The sequence below is a fragment of the Pseudoalteromonas sp. 5Ae-yellow genome, from assembly GCF_014077565.1.
GTDB lineage: Bacteria > Pseudomonadota > Gammaproteobacteria > Enterobacterales > Alteromonadaceae > Pseudoalteromonas.
On the sequence record NZ_JACGWD010000083.1, the window covers coordinates 1 to 17,336 of the forward strand.

Annotated in this window: 16 protein-coding genes and 2 pseudogenes; 8 read left to right on the plus strand and 10 right to left on the minus strand. The window is 44.9% G+C overall.

Annotated features, from left to right (window positions below; genetic code table 11):
• Nucleotides 1-611: 611 nt before the first annotated feature.
• Genes H4J63_RS17355 through rph form a run of 3 tightly spaced genes read right to left on the minus strand, consistent with a single transcriptional unit; the run spans nt 612 to nt 2,425 of the window.
• Nucleotides 612-992 (minus strand): diacylglycerol kinase, encoded by a 381-nt coding sequence (locus tag H4J63_RS17355; protein ID WP_182197739.1) that lies wholly within the window; start codon nt 990-992, stop codon nt 612-614.
• Nucleotides 993-1,048: 56 nt separating this feature from the next.
• Entirely contained in the window at nt 1,049-1,693 is a 645-nt protein-coding gene (gene pyrE / locus H4J63_RS17360) for an orotate phosphoribosyltransferase (RefSeq protein WP_002958891.1), read from the minus strand.
• Between the two features lie 18 nt (nt 1,694-1,711).
• Nucleotides 1,712-2,425 (minus strand): ribonuclease PH, encoded by a 714-nt coding sequence (gene rph / locus H4J63_RS17365; protein ID WP_002958890.1) that lies wholly within the window; start codon nt 2,423-2,425, stop codon nt 1,712-1,714.
• 179 nt (nt 2,426-2,604) lie between these two features.
• Between rph and H4J63_RS17370 the strand changes: the two genes are divergently transcribed.
• The 6 genes and pseudogenes from H4J63_RS17370 to H4J63_RS17395 all read left to right on the plus strand — a co-directional run bounded on the left by H4J63_RS17370 (nt 2,605) and on the right by H4J63_RS17395 (nt 8,716).
• Nucleotides 2,605-3,465, plus strand: coding sequence for a YicC/YloC family endoribonuclease (locus tag H4J63_RS17370; RefSeq protein ID WP_138488390.1), 861 nt, complete (start codon nt 2,605-2,607; stop codon nt 3,463-3,465).
• A 326-nt stretch (nt 3,466-3,791) separates the two neighbouring features.
• Nucleotides 3,792-4,976 (plus strand): site-specific integrase, encoded by a 1,185-nt coding sequence (locus H4J63_RS17375; protein ID WP_220467238.1) that lies wholly within the window; start codon nt 3,792-3,794, stop codon nt 4,974-4,976.
• 66 nt (nt 4,977-5,042) lie between these two features.
• The gene (locus H4J63_RS17380) at nt 5,043-5,381 is read left to right on the plus strand and encodes a hypothetical protein (protein ID WP_024603721.1); all 339 of its coding nucleotides are present in this window, start codon (nt 5,043-5,045) and stop codon (nt 5,379-5,381) included.
• 196 nt (nt 5,382-5,577) lie between these two features.
• Nucleotides 5,578-5,880, plus strand: a complete 303-nt coding sequence (locus H4J63_RS17385; RefSeq protein ID WP_024603720.1) for a type II toxin-antitoxin system HigB family toxin — start codon at nt 5,578-5,580, stop codon at nt 5,878-5,880.
• 31 nt (nt 5,881-5,911) lie between these two features.
• Entirely contained in the window at nt 5,912-6,283 is a 372-nt protein-coding gene (locus H4J63_RS17390) for a type II toxin-antitoxin system HigA family antitoxin (RefSeq protein WP_024603719.1), read from the plus strand.
• Between the two features lie 25 nt (nt 6,284-6,308).
• Nucleotides 6,309-8,716: pseudogene (locus H4J63_RS17395) on the plus strand (TOTE conflict system archaeo-eukaryotic primase domain-containing protein).
• A gap of 100 nt (nt 8,717-8,816) precedes the next feature.
• Here H4J63_RS17395 and H4J63_RS17400 read toward each other — a convergent pair.
• Both H4J63_RS17400 and H4J63_RS17405 read right to left on the minus strand, forming a co-directional pair.
• Nucleotides 8,817-9,881, minus strand: a pseudogene (locus H4J63_RS17400) (DUF927 domain-containing protein); the annotation flags it as partial.
• Entirely contained in the window at nt 9,868-10,110 is a 243-nt protein-coding gene (locus H4J63_RS17405; protein WP_182197750.1) for an AlpA family transcriptional regulator, read from the minus strand. The pseudogene H4J63_RS17400 and the gene H4J63_RS17405, both read right to left, overlap by 14 nt.
• A 566-nt stretch (nt 10,111-10,676) precedes the next feature.
• On the opposite strand from H4J63_RS17405, the gene H4J63_RS17410 reads away from it, so the two are divergent.
• Both H4J63_RS17410 and H4J63_RS17415 read left to right on the plus strand, forming a co-directional pair.
• Nucleotides 10,677-10,931 carry a helix-turn-helix transcriptional regulator gene (locus H4J63_RS17410; RefSeq protein WP_220467239.1) on the plus strand — a complete coding sequence of 85 codons (255 nt, stop codon included), beginning with the start codon at nt 10,677-10,679 and terminating at the stop codon, nt 10,929-10,931.
• A gap of 423 nt (nt 10,932-11,354) precedes the next feature.
• Nucleotides 11,355-12,527 carry a methyltransferase domain-containing protein gene (locus H4J63_RS17415; protein WP_182197742.1) on the plus strand — a complete coding sequence of 391 codons (1,173 nt, stop codon included), beginning with the start codon at nt 11,355-11,357 and terminating at the stop codon, nt 12,525-12,527.
• 9 nt (nt 12,528-12,536) lie between these two features.
• Here H4J63_RS17415 and H4J63_RS17420 read toward each other — a convergent pair whose 3' ends face one another.
• The 5 genes from H4J63_RS17420 to H4J63_RS17440 form a co-directional block, all read right to left on the minus strand.
• Nucleotides 12,537-13,658, minus strand: coding sequence for a hypothetical protein (locus H4J63_RS17420; protein ID WP_182197745.1), 1,122 nt, complete (start codon nt 13,656-13,658; stop codon nt 12,537-12,539).
• 10 nt (nt 13,659-13,668) lie between these two features.
• Nucleotides 13,669-14,673 (minus strand): YecA family protein, encoded by a 1,005-nt coding sequence (locus H4J63_RS17425; protein ID WP_182197747.1) that lies wholly within the window; start codon nt 14,671-14,673, stop codon nt 13,669-13,671.
• A 12-nt stretch (nt 14,674-14,685) separates the two neighbouring features.
• Nucleotides 14,686-16,041, minus strand: a complete 1,356-nt coding sequence (locus H4J63_RS17430) for a type II toxin-antitoxin system HipA family toxin (RefSeq protein WP_182197749.1) — start codon at nt 16,039-16,041, stop codon at nt 14,686-14,688.
• A complete protein-coding gene (locus H4J63_RS17435; protein WP_012520203.1) occupies nt 16,031-16,321 on the minus strand; it encodes a helix-turn-helix transcriptional regulator in 291 nt (96 codons plus the stop codon). Before H4J63_RS17435 ends, H4J63_RS17430 begins: the two co-directional genes overlap by 11 nt.
• A 518-nt stretch (nt 16,322-16,839) precedes the next feature.
• Nucleotides 16,840-17,336 (minus strand): EF-Tu/IF-2/RF-3 family GTPase (locus tag H4J63_RS17440; RefSeq protein WP_259365814.1); only part of this gene is annotated, 497 nt, incomplete at its 5' end.

Below are 17,336 nucleotides of genomic sequence, written 5' to 3' on the forward strand. Positions count from 1 at the left end.
AAACTCTTCAATTAAAAAGTTTTATGTCTTTCGACAGCTCAATGAATTCTGAATTTTTGTTTTTGTTGCCAAAAACGAATTGACTGTGCGTTATTATTTTCACTTTTAAAAAAGTAAAATCAAAACAACTCAAGGCTGAATCTTTTAATAACATATGGTCACTCAGTTTCAATTGAGACTCTAATTTGTTTGCCTCGCTACCGAAGTAGGTTGGCTGTTAGAACTCAATCTGTACGAGTGCCCACACAGATGATTGCTTTATATTGTTAAAGAACGTTTTGAGTCGCTTTAGCGTCTCAAGGGATGCGTATAATACATCCTTTATTTTTCGAGTCAACACTTTGTTTTAAACTTTCTTTTTGGAAGATTTAAAACCGAAGTTTTATTTAACTCTCTGAGTAGTTGCTGTCTTGCTATGCATCGGTGTTTCCCTTCTCAGTGGGGTCGCATTATAGGGAGATCCGAAAACAGATCAACTGTTTTTTAAAGAAAACTTGAAATAAACTGCTGTTCGCTGAGTATTTGAGCTAAACACGTTAAAAATACAACATAACTAGCAAGCTATTAACAACTAAAAATATTTTTATACCTTCTCATATTTAAAAGTAGGGTTAAACGATCTTTATATAAAGGCTAATGCCCCAGATGATCACGACGATCGACAATGCAAGTGTTACTGCTGCAGATCCCATATCTTTGGCTCTACCTGATAATACATGCCGCTCTGTGCTTACCCGATCGGTTAGGGCTTCAATTGCGGAGTTTAATAATTCGACTATAAGCATGATCAGTAGCGTACTAACAAGTAGTGCCCAATGAAGTAATGACGAAGCTAACCAAAATGATAGTGGTAACAAAATAATGCATAGGAGTAGCTCTTGTCTAAATGCGACTTCTTCTTTAAATGCTGCTTTAAAGCCAAGGTAAGAGCAATAGGTTGCTTTGAAAACACGCTTGAGGCCTAAGCCATTCGGTTTTAATACATCTTTCATTAATAAACTCTATGAATGAAGGTCAAAATAAAGCCCCGCACTGCGAGGCTTTTTATTTATGCTACGCCGTATTGATCACGGTAAGCTTTAACTGAGGCTAAATGCTCATCCATTGTGCCTTGGCTTTCAAGGTAACTGATAAGATCAGCTAATTTTACAATAGAGATGACTTTGGTATTAAAGTCGCGCTCAACTTCTTGAATAGCTGATAATTCAGCTTTACCCTTTTCTTGGCGATCTAACGCAATTAAAACACCACTAAGGTCAGCACCATTTTGTGCAATGATTTCCATCGACTCACGAATCGCAGTACCTGCAGTAATTACATCGTCAACTAGCATAATTTTGCCATTGAGTTCTGAGCCTACTAATGTGCCGCCTTCACCGTGTGCTTTTTTCTCTTTACGATTAAAACAGTAAGGTACATCTTTATCATGATGATCCGCTAAGGCAACCGCTGTTGTTGTCGCTATTGGAATACCTTTGTACGCAGGACCAAATAATACATCGTACTCTATAGCAGAATCTTCGAGTGCCGATGCATAAAAGCGACCTAAACGCGCTAAGTCTCGACCAGTATTAAACAAACCAGCATTAAAAAAGTAAGGACTTGTGCGTCCAGACTTTAATGTAAACTCACCAAATTTTAACACCTGCTTCTCTAGAGCAAATTCTATAAACTCTTTTTGATAATCTTTCATATCTTGTGGCCTACCTATTTATGCTAATGCTTGCTTTTGTACGTCAATAATTTCGCGAATAGAATGTTTAGCTAAAGTAAGTAACTCATCTAGCTCATCAAACGAGAAAGGTTCGCCTTCAGCTGTACCTTGAATTTCAATAATTTTACCTGTTTCGGTTAAAATTACGTTCATATCAGTCTCTGCTGCTGAATCTTCAATGTATTCTAAATCGCTAATTGCTTGGCCTTTGTAAATACCAACTGAAATAGCTGCAATCATATGTTTAAGTGGGTTTGAATTAATCATACCTTTTGCACGCATATGTGTTAGTGCATCAACAAGTGCAACACATGCACCACTTATAGAAGCAGTACGTGTACCGCCGTCAGCTTGAATAACGTCACAGTCAATGGTAATTGTGTTTTCGCCAAGTGCTTTTAAGTCAACAGCAGCACGAAGTGCACGTGCAATTAAGCGCTGAATTTCCATAGTACGACCGCCCTGCTTACCACGTGCAGCTTCTCGAGCATTACGCGTATGCGTTGCTCGCGGTAACATACCGTATTCAGCATTGATCCAACCTTTACCCTGACCTTTCATGAAACGAGGAACGCCCGATTCAACAGTAGCTGTACAAAGTACTTTGGTGTTACCAAACTCAACAAGTACTGAGCCTTCAGCATGCAAAGTATAATTACGTGTAAATGTAACAGGTCTAATTTGGTTAGGTGTTCTTTCGCTTGGACGCATTGACGATCCTCTTAATTCAGAATTTGCGACATTATAAGTGTATGTGGGTATAGATACCATGCTGATTTAAATAAATAGCTGTATGCAAAATATTCAGTGTATTAAATTTTCCCTAGAGCTTAAGCAGTGTTACGGTATAATCATCGTAATATTGTATTTATTAATTTAGGAAAATATCCATGATCCACAGTATGACAGCTTATGCGCGTCGCGAAATAAAAGGCGATTGGGGAACTGGCACTTGGGAAGTTCGTTCAGTGAACCAGCGTTACCTTGAAACATTTATTCGCGCACCAGAGCAATTTCGTGGCATGGAGCCAGTTATTCGTGAGCGTTTACGCAAACACTTACAACGCGGTAAAGTTGAGGTCTTTTTAAAGTTTGTAGCAAATCCAGCCCATGTTGGTGAGCTATCAATTAACCAAGCACTTGCTGAACAACTAATAAATAGCGCTAAATGGGTTCAACAACAAAGTAATGGCGATATTAATCCTGTTGATATATTGCGTTGGCCTGGTGTTATGGAAGCAGAAGAGCTTGATATGGATAGCGTTAATACAGCATTAATAGCTGGTCTTGATCAAGTAATCGAAGATTTTAAATCTGCACGTGGCGATGAAGGTGCAAACCTTGAAGAAATGATAGCAATACGCCTTGATGCAATTCTAGAGCAAGTAGAAATTGTAGAAACGCATATGCCTGAGATTGCTAAATGGCAGCGTGAAAAACTTGCTCAAAAGCTAGAAGACTTAGCAGCAAACATTGACGAGTCACGCCTTGAACAAGAACTTATTTATCTTGCTCAAAAACAAGATGTAGCTGAAGAACTAGATCGCTTAAAGTCTCACGTTAAAGAAACTAAAAAAATCCTTAAAAAAGGAGGCGCATGTGGCCGCCGCTTAGATTTTATGATGCAAGAATTTAATCGTGAAGCTAACACGCTAGCGTCTAAGTCTATCAATAGTGACATCACTACTGCAGCCGTAGAGCTAAAAGTACTAATTGAGCAAATGCGTGAGCAAATTCAAAACATCGAATAGGTTCCTGGGTAGAAAGTTACCCGTCCAAGAATGTCTTAGAAGCCCTGTTATTTACTTGTAAATACAGGGCTTTTTTATTTTTCCCGTCCAAATTGGTTTGCAGATATCCGTTACCAACTACCTGTTTAGTGGTGGGCAGAATGGTGGGCAGCCCCCTCATTTTGGCTCAATAAGCGTTTTGCGGTGAGCAAATTGGTGGGCAGTAAGTTACCCAATTTTCGCATTTAACTCGCCACCACAACAGGTTAGCTGCTGATTCAATAAGCAAATCGGTGGTGGGCAGCCATTATTGCCCCCTCCATTATTTCAGCAACTATGGAATAAACATGGGAAAACTCACAGCAAAACAGGTTATTGCATACAGCAAAGCCGACCCAAAAAAATATTCAGATGGTGAAGGTCTATACTTTTGCGTCCGCAAACAAGGCTCGCCTTACTGGATGATCCGCTACACCACAGCCAAAGGAAGACGAGAAGCAACCTTGGGGCAATTTCCTTTAATGTCGTTGGCAGACGCCAGAATTGCCGCCGCATACTTTCGAAAGGAAGTACGTGACGGCATAGATCCTCTTCTAGAAAAACAGAAAATCGAGTTACCTGACATTGAAACCGTGGATCAACTGTTCCATGACTGGTATCGAACCGATCTGAGTAGACGACTAAAGCATCCCAAGATTCCGTATCGGGTTTACACCAAAGACATAAGCCCTGTCATTGGCATTAAGTGTATTGCTGAGGTGACCGCACGAGACGTGCGCGAAGTATTAGAGCGTATTCGAGAAAGTAACCGCCCTACCATTGCCAACGATACCTTGATGTACATGAAGCAGCTGTTTCGGCATGCGATAAAGCTCGACTTAACGCTGAACAACCCAGCCGCAGCATTTACCGTGGACGATGCCGGTGGCGTGGAGTCCAGTAAAGACAGGATGCTTAGCAAAGAGGAAATTCACTACGCCTTTAGCGTGTTTCATACCCATATCAATAGCTTTGGCCGCGACAACTACCTCGCTTGCTGCCTGTTTTTGGTGTTGGGCGTGCGCAAAAGCGAACTGTGCGAAGCCATGTGGCGTGAAATGGATTTAACCACGGGCGTGTGGGATCTACCCAAAGAACGCAGCAAAACCGGCGTGCCAATCAGCATCCCCTTACCGCGCCAAGCCATTGCTTGGTTTAACGAGCTGCAAATCCGCGCTTGTGGCTCGCCTTATGTTTTCCCGGCCAGACGAGCAAGCCATCGTCCACATATGGGGCCAGATACGCTAAACCGGGCCATTTCTAAACTCTTTGGTCGCGAGCCTGGGCGCAAAAAACAGCCACCCAATAAAATGGGTAAACTCGAACACTTTACCGTACACGATTTACGCCGCACCTTTCGCAGTCTTGCTGCATCTTTAGGCATTGCAGGCAACGTGGCCGAACGCTGTCTTAACCATAAGCTAAAAGCGTTGAGGGTATCTACGACCGACACGATTACTTTGAAGAGCGCCGTATTGCCCACTAAACCGTAGCTGATGTGGTTGAACCGCTGGTGAACTTTGAGCCCGCTTCACAACACCACACAGGAGGGCGTTAACATGCAACTGATGATGCGACTCGCCCCCATTACCTTTCCAATAGCCATGCTGGCAGGCCTTGGTTGGTGTATTGGCATTGCCTTACTCGAACAACCTCATGGCATAGGCTACGCACTTACCCGGCATTGCCTGATGGTATTCGTGGTACTCGCTCCTTGGCTGACGTTAAAACTCACGTTCTACGTGATTGTCAGCCTAGGACGTAAACTAGGACTCATCCCGCCTGCACGCCCAACGTACAGCCTAGGTTATGAAGAATCACTCTATTGGTTCAGAGTATTGGCGTTCTTCGATGGCAAACGCAGCCGTATGCCAAAAAAGTCAATCAGGCGAAACTAACAAGACAGCCAACTGCTCACTTACTGTGGGCAGTTGGGACAATGGGGCAACATTTGATACCACAGGCTTTAGAAGGTGAATAAGAGGGATTTGAACCGCCCCAAGGAATGGGGCAATTGGGGATGCGGTAACAACTCCTAACCGCATCAAGAATACCAAACTTGCAAAAGTCCCAAATTGGGACTAACATCTATTTATGAGAATTATCGCACTATCAACCTTAAAAACATTTTGGGAAGACAGCTCAGAATACATTGACGCTAAAGAGCCAACGTTAGCGTGGTATAGGCATGCATTAAACGCTGATTGGGGAGCACCGGCGGATGTGAAACAGGACTTTAGAAATGCCAGCATCCTCAAAGATGGGCGTGTCGTGTTTAACATTGCCGGTAATAAATACCGGTTAGTTGTTTGGATCAATTATGCCTACAAAGTGGTTTACATACGGTTTATCGGCAGCCATGCGCAATACGATAAAATTGATGTACAAACGATTTGAAGCCAAAAGGTAGTAACAAGAGGTAAATATAATGGACATCAGACCTATTAAAACAGATGCCGACTACCGCGCGGCATTAAACGACATCGAAAACCTAATGATGGCGGAGCCTGATACCGTCGAAGGCGAAAAGCTGGACATTTTGGTTACGTTAGTCGAGGCCTACGAAGCAAAGCATTTTCCAATGGATTTGCCAGACCCTGTTGAGGCAATAAAGTTTGAGATGGAGAGCAAAGGCTTAACCGTTAAAGATCTTGAACCCATGATAGGTAAAAGCAATCGTGTTTATGAAATCCTAAACCATAAGCGATCACTCACGCTAAAAATGATTTGGAAACTTCATGAAGGGCTAGGTATTCCAGCCGAGTCGCTGATCAAGCCACCGCAAGTTCGCGCTTCATAGCGCTGCGAATCAAAATTAGTTTGTTATGAATGACGCTCGCTACCCAAACATTTCTGCTATTGATAACAGGCTAGCTGAGCTTGAAAATGAAAAGCAGCAGCTTCTCGCATTGAGAGAGGCTTTGCGTAGCGCTCAAATCGAGCGTTCAGTACAGGCATTCACGCCAGAACAAAGGTCGCCCTATTCAGACAACGATTTCGTGGAAGAGAGGATATCTTTGCAAATCGTTGGCAAAATCAACAGGGCCGCAGTGGCTATTCCGTAGCCTGTGATAATGAATGGGTAAACGGGGTTTGCAACAAACCCCGCATTAAATGCCAAGACTGTTCACACCGAAAGTTTAGCGAACTAAACGAGCACATTATTTACAGGCACCTTGCCGGTCATCAAGTAGTGGGGCTGTATCCCTTACTGAAAGATAATACGTGCTATTTGTTAGCCGCCGATTTTGACAAAGGCTGTTGGCAAGAAGAAGTCAAAGCAATGTCTAAAGCGTGCCAAGCGTTTGATATTCCTCACGCGATAGAAATCTCGCGTTCTGGCAACGGGGCGCACTTATGGATCTTTTTTGAAACCAATATCCCAGCGAACCAAGCTCGGGCACTGGGTTTCGCTTTGCTTGATAAAGCCATGGAAATATTTCCTAATCTATCGTTTGGCTCCTATGACAGGCTCTTTCCTAACCAAGATGTCCTTCCTGAAGGCGGGTTTGGCAATCTCATTGCGCTACCACTTCAAAAGGAGGCTCGCCTTTCAGGCCGTAGTTGCTTTGTTGACAGTGATCTGAATGCCATCGATGATCAATGGCAGTATCTTGCTGGGCTTAAAACACTCACTCAGTCGAGTATTGACCAACTCATAACAACCATTTCACCCAACACCCTATTACTATCCGAACAGGGGCTAACAGACAACCGCCCACCTTGGGAAATCACAGCCAAAGCCGCACCAATAAAATTAGAGTCTTTGCCAAAAAACGTGACCATTACCTTGGCCAACCATATCTACTTTTTGATGAGCGAGTTACCTGGGCCACTACTGGCAGGACTCAAGCGATTAGCTAGTTTTTCTAATCCTGTGTTTTTTAAAACACAAGCGTTGCGTTTTTCAACCCATGGCATTCCAAGGTTTATTTCTTGTGCTCGTATCGAAAATGGTTATCTCGCACTACCGCGAGGCTGTCTCGATGACGCGATTGCTTTGCTACAAGAGCAAAACATTTCGCCACTATTTGACGATAAGCGTGAAACCGGCAAACCATTATTGAAACATAGCCCCGAGTTCACTTTGCGAAAGAACCAGCGTGACGCAGTGGCCGCAATATCTAAACACGACTTCGGTATTTTGCATGCGCCCACCGCATTTGGAAAAACGGTTACTGCCATTGGTATGATCGTAAAACGTAAAGTAAATACCCTCATACTGGTTCATAGCCGACAACTGCTTGAACAGTGGCAAGAGCGCTTGCGCACGTTCCTACCCGAAGTAACCATTGGCAGTATAGGCGGTGGCAAAAGAAAGCCGAGTGGCATTATCGACATTGCCACCTACCAAAGTTTGGTTAATAAAAAAGACAATTCCATCACGCCTCTCATCCAAGACTACGGCCACATTATTGTTGACGAATGCCACCATCTATCTGCGCCTAGGTTTGAAATGGTACTCAACGAGGTAAGAGCAAAATATGTATTGGGCCTAACAGCAACACCAGAGCGACAAGATGGTCATCAAAAGATCATTTTTATGACAGCAGGGCCAATTCGCTACAAAGTGAAACAAAGCCCTGATGAGCAATTTACTCAAACCGTGATGATTCATCAGCTCTACGATATACCGCCAGCTGCGCTAATAAAAACAGATGAGCGCCCAAAAATAAGCGATGCCTACCGCTGGCTCGTCGATAACCAACAGCGCACGTCAAAAATCGTCTCAGACGCCTCTCAGTGTGTTCAAAATGGCGGACATCCGTTAGTCCTTACAGAGCGTAGAGAGCACACAGAGTACATACACTCACGACTTACCGAGATGGGTATAAGCACTGTCGTACTTAAAGGCGCCATGAAAGCTGCGGAACGCAAGAACGCTGACAATCATCTTCAATCGGCTCAAGTTGTCGTCGCAACAGGAAAATATGTAGGCGAAGGATTTGACCTGCCAAGACTGGATACGTTGTTTTTGGCCATGCCCATCGCATGGAAAGGTACATTGGCCCAATATGCCGGTCGTATTCATCGTGAATCGGAAGGAAAAACACAAGTCACCATTCACGACTATGTGGACTGCGCTCTGCCTATGCTGCAACGCATGTTTAAAAAACGTGAGAAAAGCTACAAAGCAATGGGGTACGCCCTCGAGTACTTTGATGGTAACAGTAACCAGCAACCTGCACTCAAGTTGGAAGACGCCTCTCCATCAAATCCCAAGTCAAATTAGCAAGCCGCTCTTCGTTGAACACTTCCTCATACTTTTATACCCATACGCCAAAACCACTATCCGTTTGGCTTTTGGATCGAAACGCCAAACGGGGAAATTAGCCCATTTGCGCTCCGGCATCGGCACTGAGATCAATCACGCGCACTTGCTGGCCGGCTTTTACACGCTTGCCGATACTGGCCAGATGGCTTTCGAGCGTCACTTCGCCAGTGGATAAAAACACCAAACGCCAACGGGCGGGTAAACGCATTTCACCGTATTTGCCTGCTCGAGTTTTACCTTGGCCATTGGCAAGCATATAAGCGACATCGCCCGCCTCTTTTGGGTCAACTTCGCCCATTTCATCGAGCGCCAGTAAGGCATCGTTATGGGCTAACGCAGTGCCTTCTAAACCGTTGGCCGTGGCACGCCAACTGTGGCGCAGCTGATTAGGCTCGCCCCACACCGATAATGCCGGATACAGCGCTGCAGTTTTACCGGTACTGCTAGCACCGTAGAGGTGTAAACCAAAACCATCCACCCCACACATATGCAACAAAGGCGCAGCCAGTGCAGCGCAAACACTAACGATTAATAGCGGGTTATCCAGACAATAACGGCCAACGTGCTGCCGCCAACTGTCGCTACTGCCTTGTTGAATAAAGCCTTCTATCGGGTGCATGGTTTGCAGCACCATGCGCGGGTTGTTGCTGTGTTCGCTTGGGTAAAAGGTGAGGCGCGGATGCACATAAGCGTGGTGATGCAAGCCAATGCAGTTCACGCTAATGGCCTTTTGCGTGGCCAGTTCACCCATTTGTTGAATAAACAGGGAGAGCAACTGCCGCGCTTTGACACTGTTACTTAGCCGCATGCCTCTGCTGAGTAATATCCGGCGGTACTCGCTGCCGTCTCCGGCCAATAGTTCTGCGGGCATGGCCCAGTAGCGATGGCGATTGTCATCGTCTAACCAGTGCAATAAATAGCCGTAGTTATCCCCTTGCGGATCGCGAGTACGGGCGGCCACTTGCAGCCAAGAGCAGATTTTAACGGGGCTATCTTGCCCAGCCGGTTGCATCACCAGCCAGTTTTGCGCGTTATAGGCAAAACCAGCCGGTAATGTTGGTGCGTTGCTATGCATATCACTGGCAGGTAACGGGGTTGATGCTGATGGTTTATCCACGGCCATAAGCAGCACCGATACGGCGGGTTTCAATCCACTGGTCGATATCGCTTTCTAACCAGCCCACGGCACGCGCACCAATACGAATGGAACGGGGGAATTCTCCGTTGGCCATCAAGGCATAAATGGTGCTACGGCCAAAGCCGGTTTTGGCCTTGACCTCTGGCAAGCGCAAAATCCGCTGCTGACGCGCTGGGTGTGCTGAGTTTGTGGGTGATTGTGTAGTTGGGTTCATCGTTTCTATTTTTTCCAAAATAAGCCTCACTGATCTGTTAAGTTCTCTTAGGAGTTTGCCCCGCTATTATTAAAGAGTTAAACGGACGCAGTAGGCAGATAAATGCCCAGATCGTGCAGCTTTCTGAGGGTATAGGTAGCTAGCTGCCCCAGAATTGACATAATGTCCCAAGTCATAAATACCCTGTGGGCAGGGTTAGCGTATTGCTAAGTGGCGTGAATTAAGGCTTTGCCCAGACTGCCCCAGAAGCCCAAAGAATAGCGTACTGCTTTGAAGCGCCCTACTCATACCCCTGTATCGGTGAGTCGTTTGGATTAAGAGTTTATATGTCGAGTGTATCGACATATAAAAAACTTATGTCGAAAAAACAGTAAAAAATCGACATGACCTGTTCAGATCTTGGCTCACTTTACTTCGAGAGATGGCAATTTATTTCTTTACAACTTGAAGATAAAAGTGAAACTATAATTTCACTAAATTAAGATTTAAGAAAATATAGTTTCATTATGGATACTGTCGAGCCAAAATCAAAACGCACTGCGGTCATATTCCCTAGACAAAGGAAGATGTTAAACATCTTGGGAGAAAACTTAACATTGGCGATGAAGAGACGCGGCATTACTCAAGAAATGATGCATAGTAGGACAGAGATTTCTAAGCCAACACTGCGTAAAATATCAAAAGGTGATCCTTCCGTTTCACTTGGTCACTACGTTAAGGTTTTGGCAGTCCTCGGCTTGTTAGACGACCTAACCAAGGTCGCCCGTGATGACGAGCTAGGAAGAAAGCTGCAAGACATCCAATTACTGAATAAAAAATAAGTGCAGCAGTAGCCTATATCCACATGACTAAAACTTGGCCAGCAAGGTCAGCTTCAGAGAAGAAAGATAGCTATTAAGGTGCTGATTTATACTCAACCAGAACCCGTTTACACTTTTATGCGCAGAAAAATGCAAAATTCCTCACTTTTCTGCGCATAAAAGTGTGCAATGCAAGTTGAGTCCTCTATGCGTTTTACCGAACGGGGGAATGCAGAGGTTGGAGGTCTACACAAAGTGACTTTATGGGTAACAATCTGTAGACCTGAATGCGGTATTCAAGCTTTCAACAAATCAAAACTGAACGATATTTTTTGCTAACAACATTTGACCTGTCTATAACTTCATAGTTTATCGTCATTCGTGTTCTGGTCTGTTTGAGCCAGCCGCGCCATTATTAAAAAGAACGGAAAGGACGTTTTATCTGTGTATCGCATTTCTGAGTTAGCTGAAAAAGTCGGGCTGTCACGGTCAACCTTGCTCTACTACGAGAAGCTAGGTTTGTTGCAGGGTGTTCGCCAAACCAACGGCTATCGACTGTATTCAGATAAAGATGTTAAGCAGTTGCGCTTGTTGCAACAACTGCAAGTGGGCGGTTTAACACTTAAGGAATGTAAATCCTTTTTGGACAGCAAGGTGCAGCGCTCTGTACTTGAAAAGCGCTTGCAGCAGCTGAACGAAGACATCGCTAAAAAGCAACAAGCTCGCGCGTTACTTGCCGTCATGGTTGGTGAAGGTTCGCTGCGTCTTTGGCACCAACAGACCGATAAATTAGCACCAGATGCCCATCTGGAGTGGTTAAAGCAGCAAGGCTTTAATGAACAACAAGCCCTGCATTTGAAATGGTTATCAAAAGATATGAACAAACACGATCAATACATGGCCGATTTTATGACGGTATTCCAACGCTTAGAACGCTGGGGGCCGAGTTCTGATGCCGATACACTAAAAGCATTGTCCACACTGCCAACAATACCTACCAAGATCATTGATATTGGCTGCGGCAAAGGCTTTTCAACCCGGTTATTGGCAAAGCACACCCAAGCCGAGATTGTGGCAGTGGATAACGAGCAAAGTGCGCTGGATGAACTCGGTGAACGCCTCACTGAGCAGAGGTTAGATACCCGCGTTACCTTAAGCTGCGCCAACATGACGGATCTGCCTTTTCCACCTGAAAGCTTTGATTGCATCTGGTCAGAAGGCTCAGCTTACATAATGGGGGTTGAGCAAGCGTTAACCCAGTGGCGTAAACTACTGACTAATCGTGGCTATATGGTCGTCAGTGATTTGATCTGGTTAACCGATAACCCAAGCCAAGAGGCGGTCGCATTCTGGGAAGGTGAATACCCAGATATGCAAACTATCGAAAAACGCTTAGGCCAAATGCGCCAAGCAGGCTTTGAAGTGATTGATCATTTCACCTTAAGGGAACAAGCATGGCACGATTACTATCAGCCACTCAAAGCGCGAGTGGCAGAAGTAAAAGCAAGCATGCCAAATTCAAACGCCATCGCAGATATCGAGCGAGAAATTGCGATTTATGAACGCTACCTAGGCGAGTTTGGGTACCACATGTTTGTGCTACGCAAAGGGGCGTAACGGAACGCCCTATAAAAGTAGACTTTTGAGACGATTTAACAGCGCTTTCCGGCTATTATTCGCCACAACAAAGCGCTTAAAACGTTGTTCAAACACCGCTTCATCCGCTTTGAACTGATAGGCCTCAAACAGCTGATACAAATAGTGTGATGCCGCATCATAACCACTGGCGCAAGTGCGATCCGCTTGCTCTTGTGCTTGCTGCCAGTAGTGCTCACGCCGATTGTAAACATCCGTCAACGCTTTTTCTTTTTCTGCTTTTTCAATAGCCATTTTCTTTGCGAGTGCTGCGGCTTGCTCTTGCTGTAATTGGCTTTGGGCTTGCTCAATGAAAGGGGAAATTACTTCGGGGGTTAACCAATACTGATAGATTTCGTCTATGTTGGCAGGTTCTTTTCGCGTCAGCGCTAAGGCTTGGTGGCGAGTTAGCTGGCCTTGCTCAAACAGCGCGCGTAATAGCGTGTCTTTCTCAACTTCCGTGAGATTGTTTAGCCACGTATCAAACTGAAACTGGGCTTGTTTGGCTTGATGGCTGGGTTGTGCGTTCAGCACCATGGCGAGTGCCTTAACCAATGCTAAGGGAATATCATACAGCGCTGCAAACGCCCGCACTTCTTCATTAAGGTGCTCAAAATCGAATTGAATTAACGGCACTCGCTCAACGTCATCATTAAAATCAAACATTTTTAGCCACATAAAGTAGACAAGGCGCCAATCCCCTTGCATTAATCGGCTGCGTAACCCAGCTAAATGCTGGAAAAATTGGTCGGCATGCTCATCGTCAAAATATTCGTCATACTCCTCAAGGGAAAAAATCAGCAACTGCCACTCATCGTTTTCGTGAATATGAAGCCCATCACTTGAAAAGCAAAGTAAAGCGTCAGGGAGCGTTCCTGCTGGTAGCTTGATGTAGGCATCGATTGAGCCCCAATCGGCATAGTAAAAACCGATATCAAAGTATTTTAACATCAGCTCAAAAGGCTCTGCCTTTAAGTCACTGTAGGTGTAATACACCTGAAAGGACGTAGCGCTGATCTCGGCACGGCTTGAAATGGCCCTGAGTGCTTGACGTGCTTTAGCATCTAAATACCCATCCAGACGCTCAAATTTATAGTATTGATATTCGCTCACGATGACCTTGCTATGTATTTATTGTGAATTGAAAAGTTTGTTTCAATAAAGGCAGTACCTGTACCGTCCTACCAACAGATTCCGTGTTTAAAAAACTTCTTGGATCAAGGGTCACAAATCCCCAAAATTGTAAAAATCGCTCAATAAACCGTGATTCGATGAGTATGCTTAAGTTTCTTTCCGGCGAGAAGTAATCATCTACTGGGAAACCCTGTAGTAAATCTGGGAAAGCCACTTTCACCTCTTCAACCAGCAGATCTACACTACTGTGGCTTTGAATACGCCACAGCATAAACAGCCAAAAGGTTCGCAAGTCGGCATCAAACTCAAAACCGTCCAAATAGCCCCAGTTATATTTGCTGATGGCGGCCTCTAACATAGGTTTAAAAAATGCTTGTATACCTAACACCTGATACTGCTTTTGCGCTGATTTTTTCACATGGTAGCGGCCGCTACGTCGATAAATAATACCGCTAATTTCGGCAAGCACTCGGGTGTAGTGCAAAGCATTAAACTTGTCTTCGTTGCTGCCCGCAAACTCGCTGATACTAATGTTACGTTCGAATTGAGCAACGGCAAATTCGGGCAATAACTCACTGGCCTGTTTGACTAATTTAGTCGGTAAGTTGCCTTTAGTTGTGGCTTTGAAGGAGCCTTCTTGCGCCATGGCATCATCAAGAATGAGCGCTAGATAACGAATCACAGGGCTGGCAGAAAGAGAGTCGGGAGTGCTGATTGTCACCCACTGTAATTGATCAAAAGGCGCATAAAGCCAATTGGCCATTTGCGTTGACGTCACGCCACAAAAATCGGGATGAGGCTGATTATTGCGATCTTGCACTTTGTGTTGCAATGCGGCATTGAGTTCATCAAGGCTCAAATTTGGGTTCATTGCCAGCATGGTTTCAACATCATCGAAAACTTGGGCATGTTGCTTGGAAACGCTGCTCATACAACAACGTTTAAATTTTTTACCACTGCCACAATGGCAAGGATCGTTTCGGCCGAGCTTCATTGTTGTCCCTTCTTATTGTTGTAGAAAAAGCGCTGCATTTTCCTGTTTGCGCTGATCCAATGTCTTAGCAATTGCAGATACGGTTGTTTTACTGATCCCTTGCTGCTGTGCCAGATACGTAAATTGGCTGATGGCTTCTGCGACTTCTTCAATGACTTGCCTTGCATCATGCCAATTCGAAAAGCCAGCACTGGTAGCAAGTTTTTGCATCACCTTAAGCGGTGGCGCTTTGCCATAACCGCCGAATGCAGTGGCGTGTTCGTTGAATGGATGGGGGCTGTAAGTAACATCGTAAAAAGGGGCAGGGTTCCATTGACCGTCATCCGCTTGCAAAAACGCCCAGTTTTTACTGTGGTCGTCTTGATTAGACGACAGCAGATTAAAAATGGCGCGGCGAAATTGCAGTTGTCCAGCCGCTGGCGATTTACACAACTGACGGCTGGCTTTGATTAAATCAATGTAATCTAAACTTGGCGTTCGAAAGTCTGCATCCAGCAGCCCGCAAGCGCTGTGCATATGCAATCGACCTGCACTGCGCTTGCTGCCTAAGTCGGCCTGTTCAGTGACATAATCAAAACGCTTAAGCGCCAACCAGGCAGACGCACCGCTGGTAGGTGGTGCTTCAATGAGTTGCCATTGTGGCGGTTGACACTTAGCAACTTCTGCCATTTGTAAATAAACCGCCTCACACAAACCTTCTTCATGGCCGAGCGCGAGATTTTTAGAGGTAAACTTAACCAGCCAAGCCTCATCTCCAGGCTGAGCGAAGGTTCGACAATGTTGAGTTCCCCCAGCAGGCATATAAATCTGCGCCTTGGGCCTTGCTCCCCCCGAACTACCTCCGGCGACTAATGCGGCCAACACCTGTTGCGTATGCCCATCTAACTCATCGTGATTATCATCCATATAATCTGACATCGAAGCATCGAACAGCGTTTGTGCTTCTAAGCCTAACGTCGCTAAATCAATATCCGCGTGCGTGGTGGCTGAAAACTCAGACACCGGAGAAAAAGACAATGCTCCCATGCCTTTATCACCGACAAAGGCCAGTCTATCCATCGCCGTTAATTGATTAGGCAGGATGCCTTGTTGCCGGAAAATACGATCTTGTAACAGCATGCCCCAGCCATCGGGCAAACAATCTCCAAATACGCCATGTACACCTTGGTGTGGCTGCTTAGGTGCGACTTGAACTTGCGCGTTCGCATGCAAGGTAAAAGGAGATAAGTTGCCAAACTGCTGCAAATAGCTGTCTGCATACTGAAAAAAAACGCCTTGCCGATTCTGCGCCAAGACCCCTACAGCAACCTGCTCACCTGAGCTTAACGTACGAGTTACGGCGAGTTTTTGAATGGGGTTAAAACTCATCTTTTAACACCTCATCAATACTCGTGGGTATAGCAGCGCGTTCTTTGCTAGGTTGCGTGAGCTCGTACAAACGCCCAAGCGAGTCGAGGGTCTGCCATAGCAACAGCAATTGGCGAAATGAAATTTGCCCGGTCAGCTCAAATTTCTTAATGGTGGCCGCAGGTACGCAGCTTCGCTCAGCAAGCGCCGCTCGTGACAGCTTTGCCTGCTTTCGTAACTCACGTAAATAAGCCGCATAGGCGTGGCTTACATCGGTATCATCAAGTAAGGTAAATTTCATCCGCAAAAGCCAAATGGATACAGTCATATCCATTATAGCGAAATAAAACAGAAAGTGGATATTATTGTATCCATTATTAAATAAGGTGTTGAAAAAATTACTCGATAAAGCCCTTCAAAACTGCTATGTTTTAGCTCTAACAGCAGCATAAAAACGACACTGTTTTTCCATTGCTAACCACTAAGATTTAGTAAAAGCCATAGGCAAGTGGTGGGCAAACAGGCATTTTTGAGCGGTTTCTTTTCGATAACTCATTGAGTTTGTTAGGATCTAGTCCGCTGCTCAATGAGCAGATCCAAAATATTGAATAGTTTTCAGCTAAGTATGGCACATTCATAACTTATCAAAACCCGAGCTTAGCTCGGGTTTTTAGTAATACCACTAATGATACTTTGAGTATTGTTACCAAGTATCTTCACCTAAGGTTAAAGCGGCATCTTAAATCGTACTTTATTTTAGACATTAAAAAGCCCGAGACTAAGCTCGGGCTTTTTGGTAATAATTAGCTAGGCTAATAATTACGCTACGATAGTTGCTACAACACCAGCACCTACAGTACGACCACCTTCACGGATAGCAAAACGAAGACCTTCATCCATCGCGATTGGTGCGATTAGAGTTACTGTCATCTTGATGTTATCACCAGGCATTACCATTTCTACGCCTTCTGGTAACTGTACGTCACCAGTTACGTCAGTTGTACGGAAGTAGAACTGTGGACGGTAACCTTTGAAGAATGGAGTATGACGACCACCTTCATCTTTAGAAAGTACGTATACTTCTGAAGTGAATGTAGTATGTGGGTTGATTGAACCAGGCTTAGCTAGTACTTGACCACGTTCAACGTCTTCACGCTTAGTACCACGTAGAAGTGCGCCGATGTTTTCGCCAGCACGACCTTCGTCAAGAAGCTTACGGAACATTTCAACACCAGTACAAGTAGAACGAGTTGTATCATTGATACCAACAATTTCTACTTCGTCATTGATGCGGATGATACCAGCTTCAACACGAC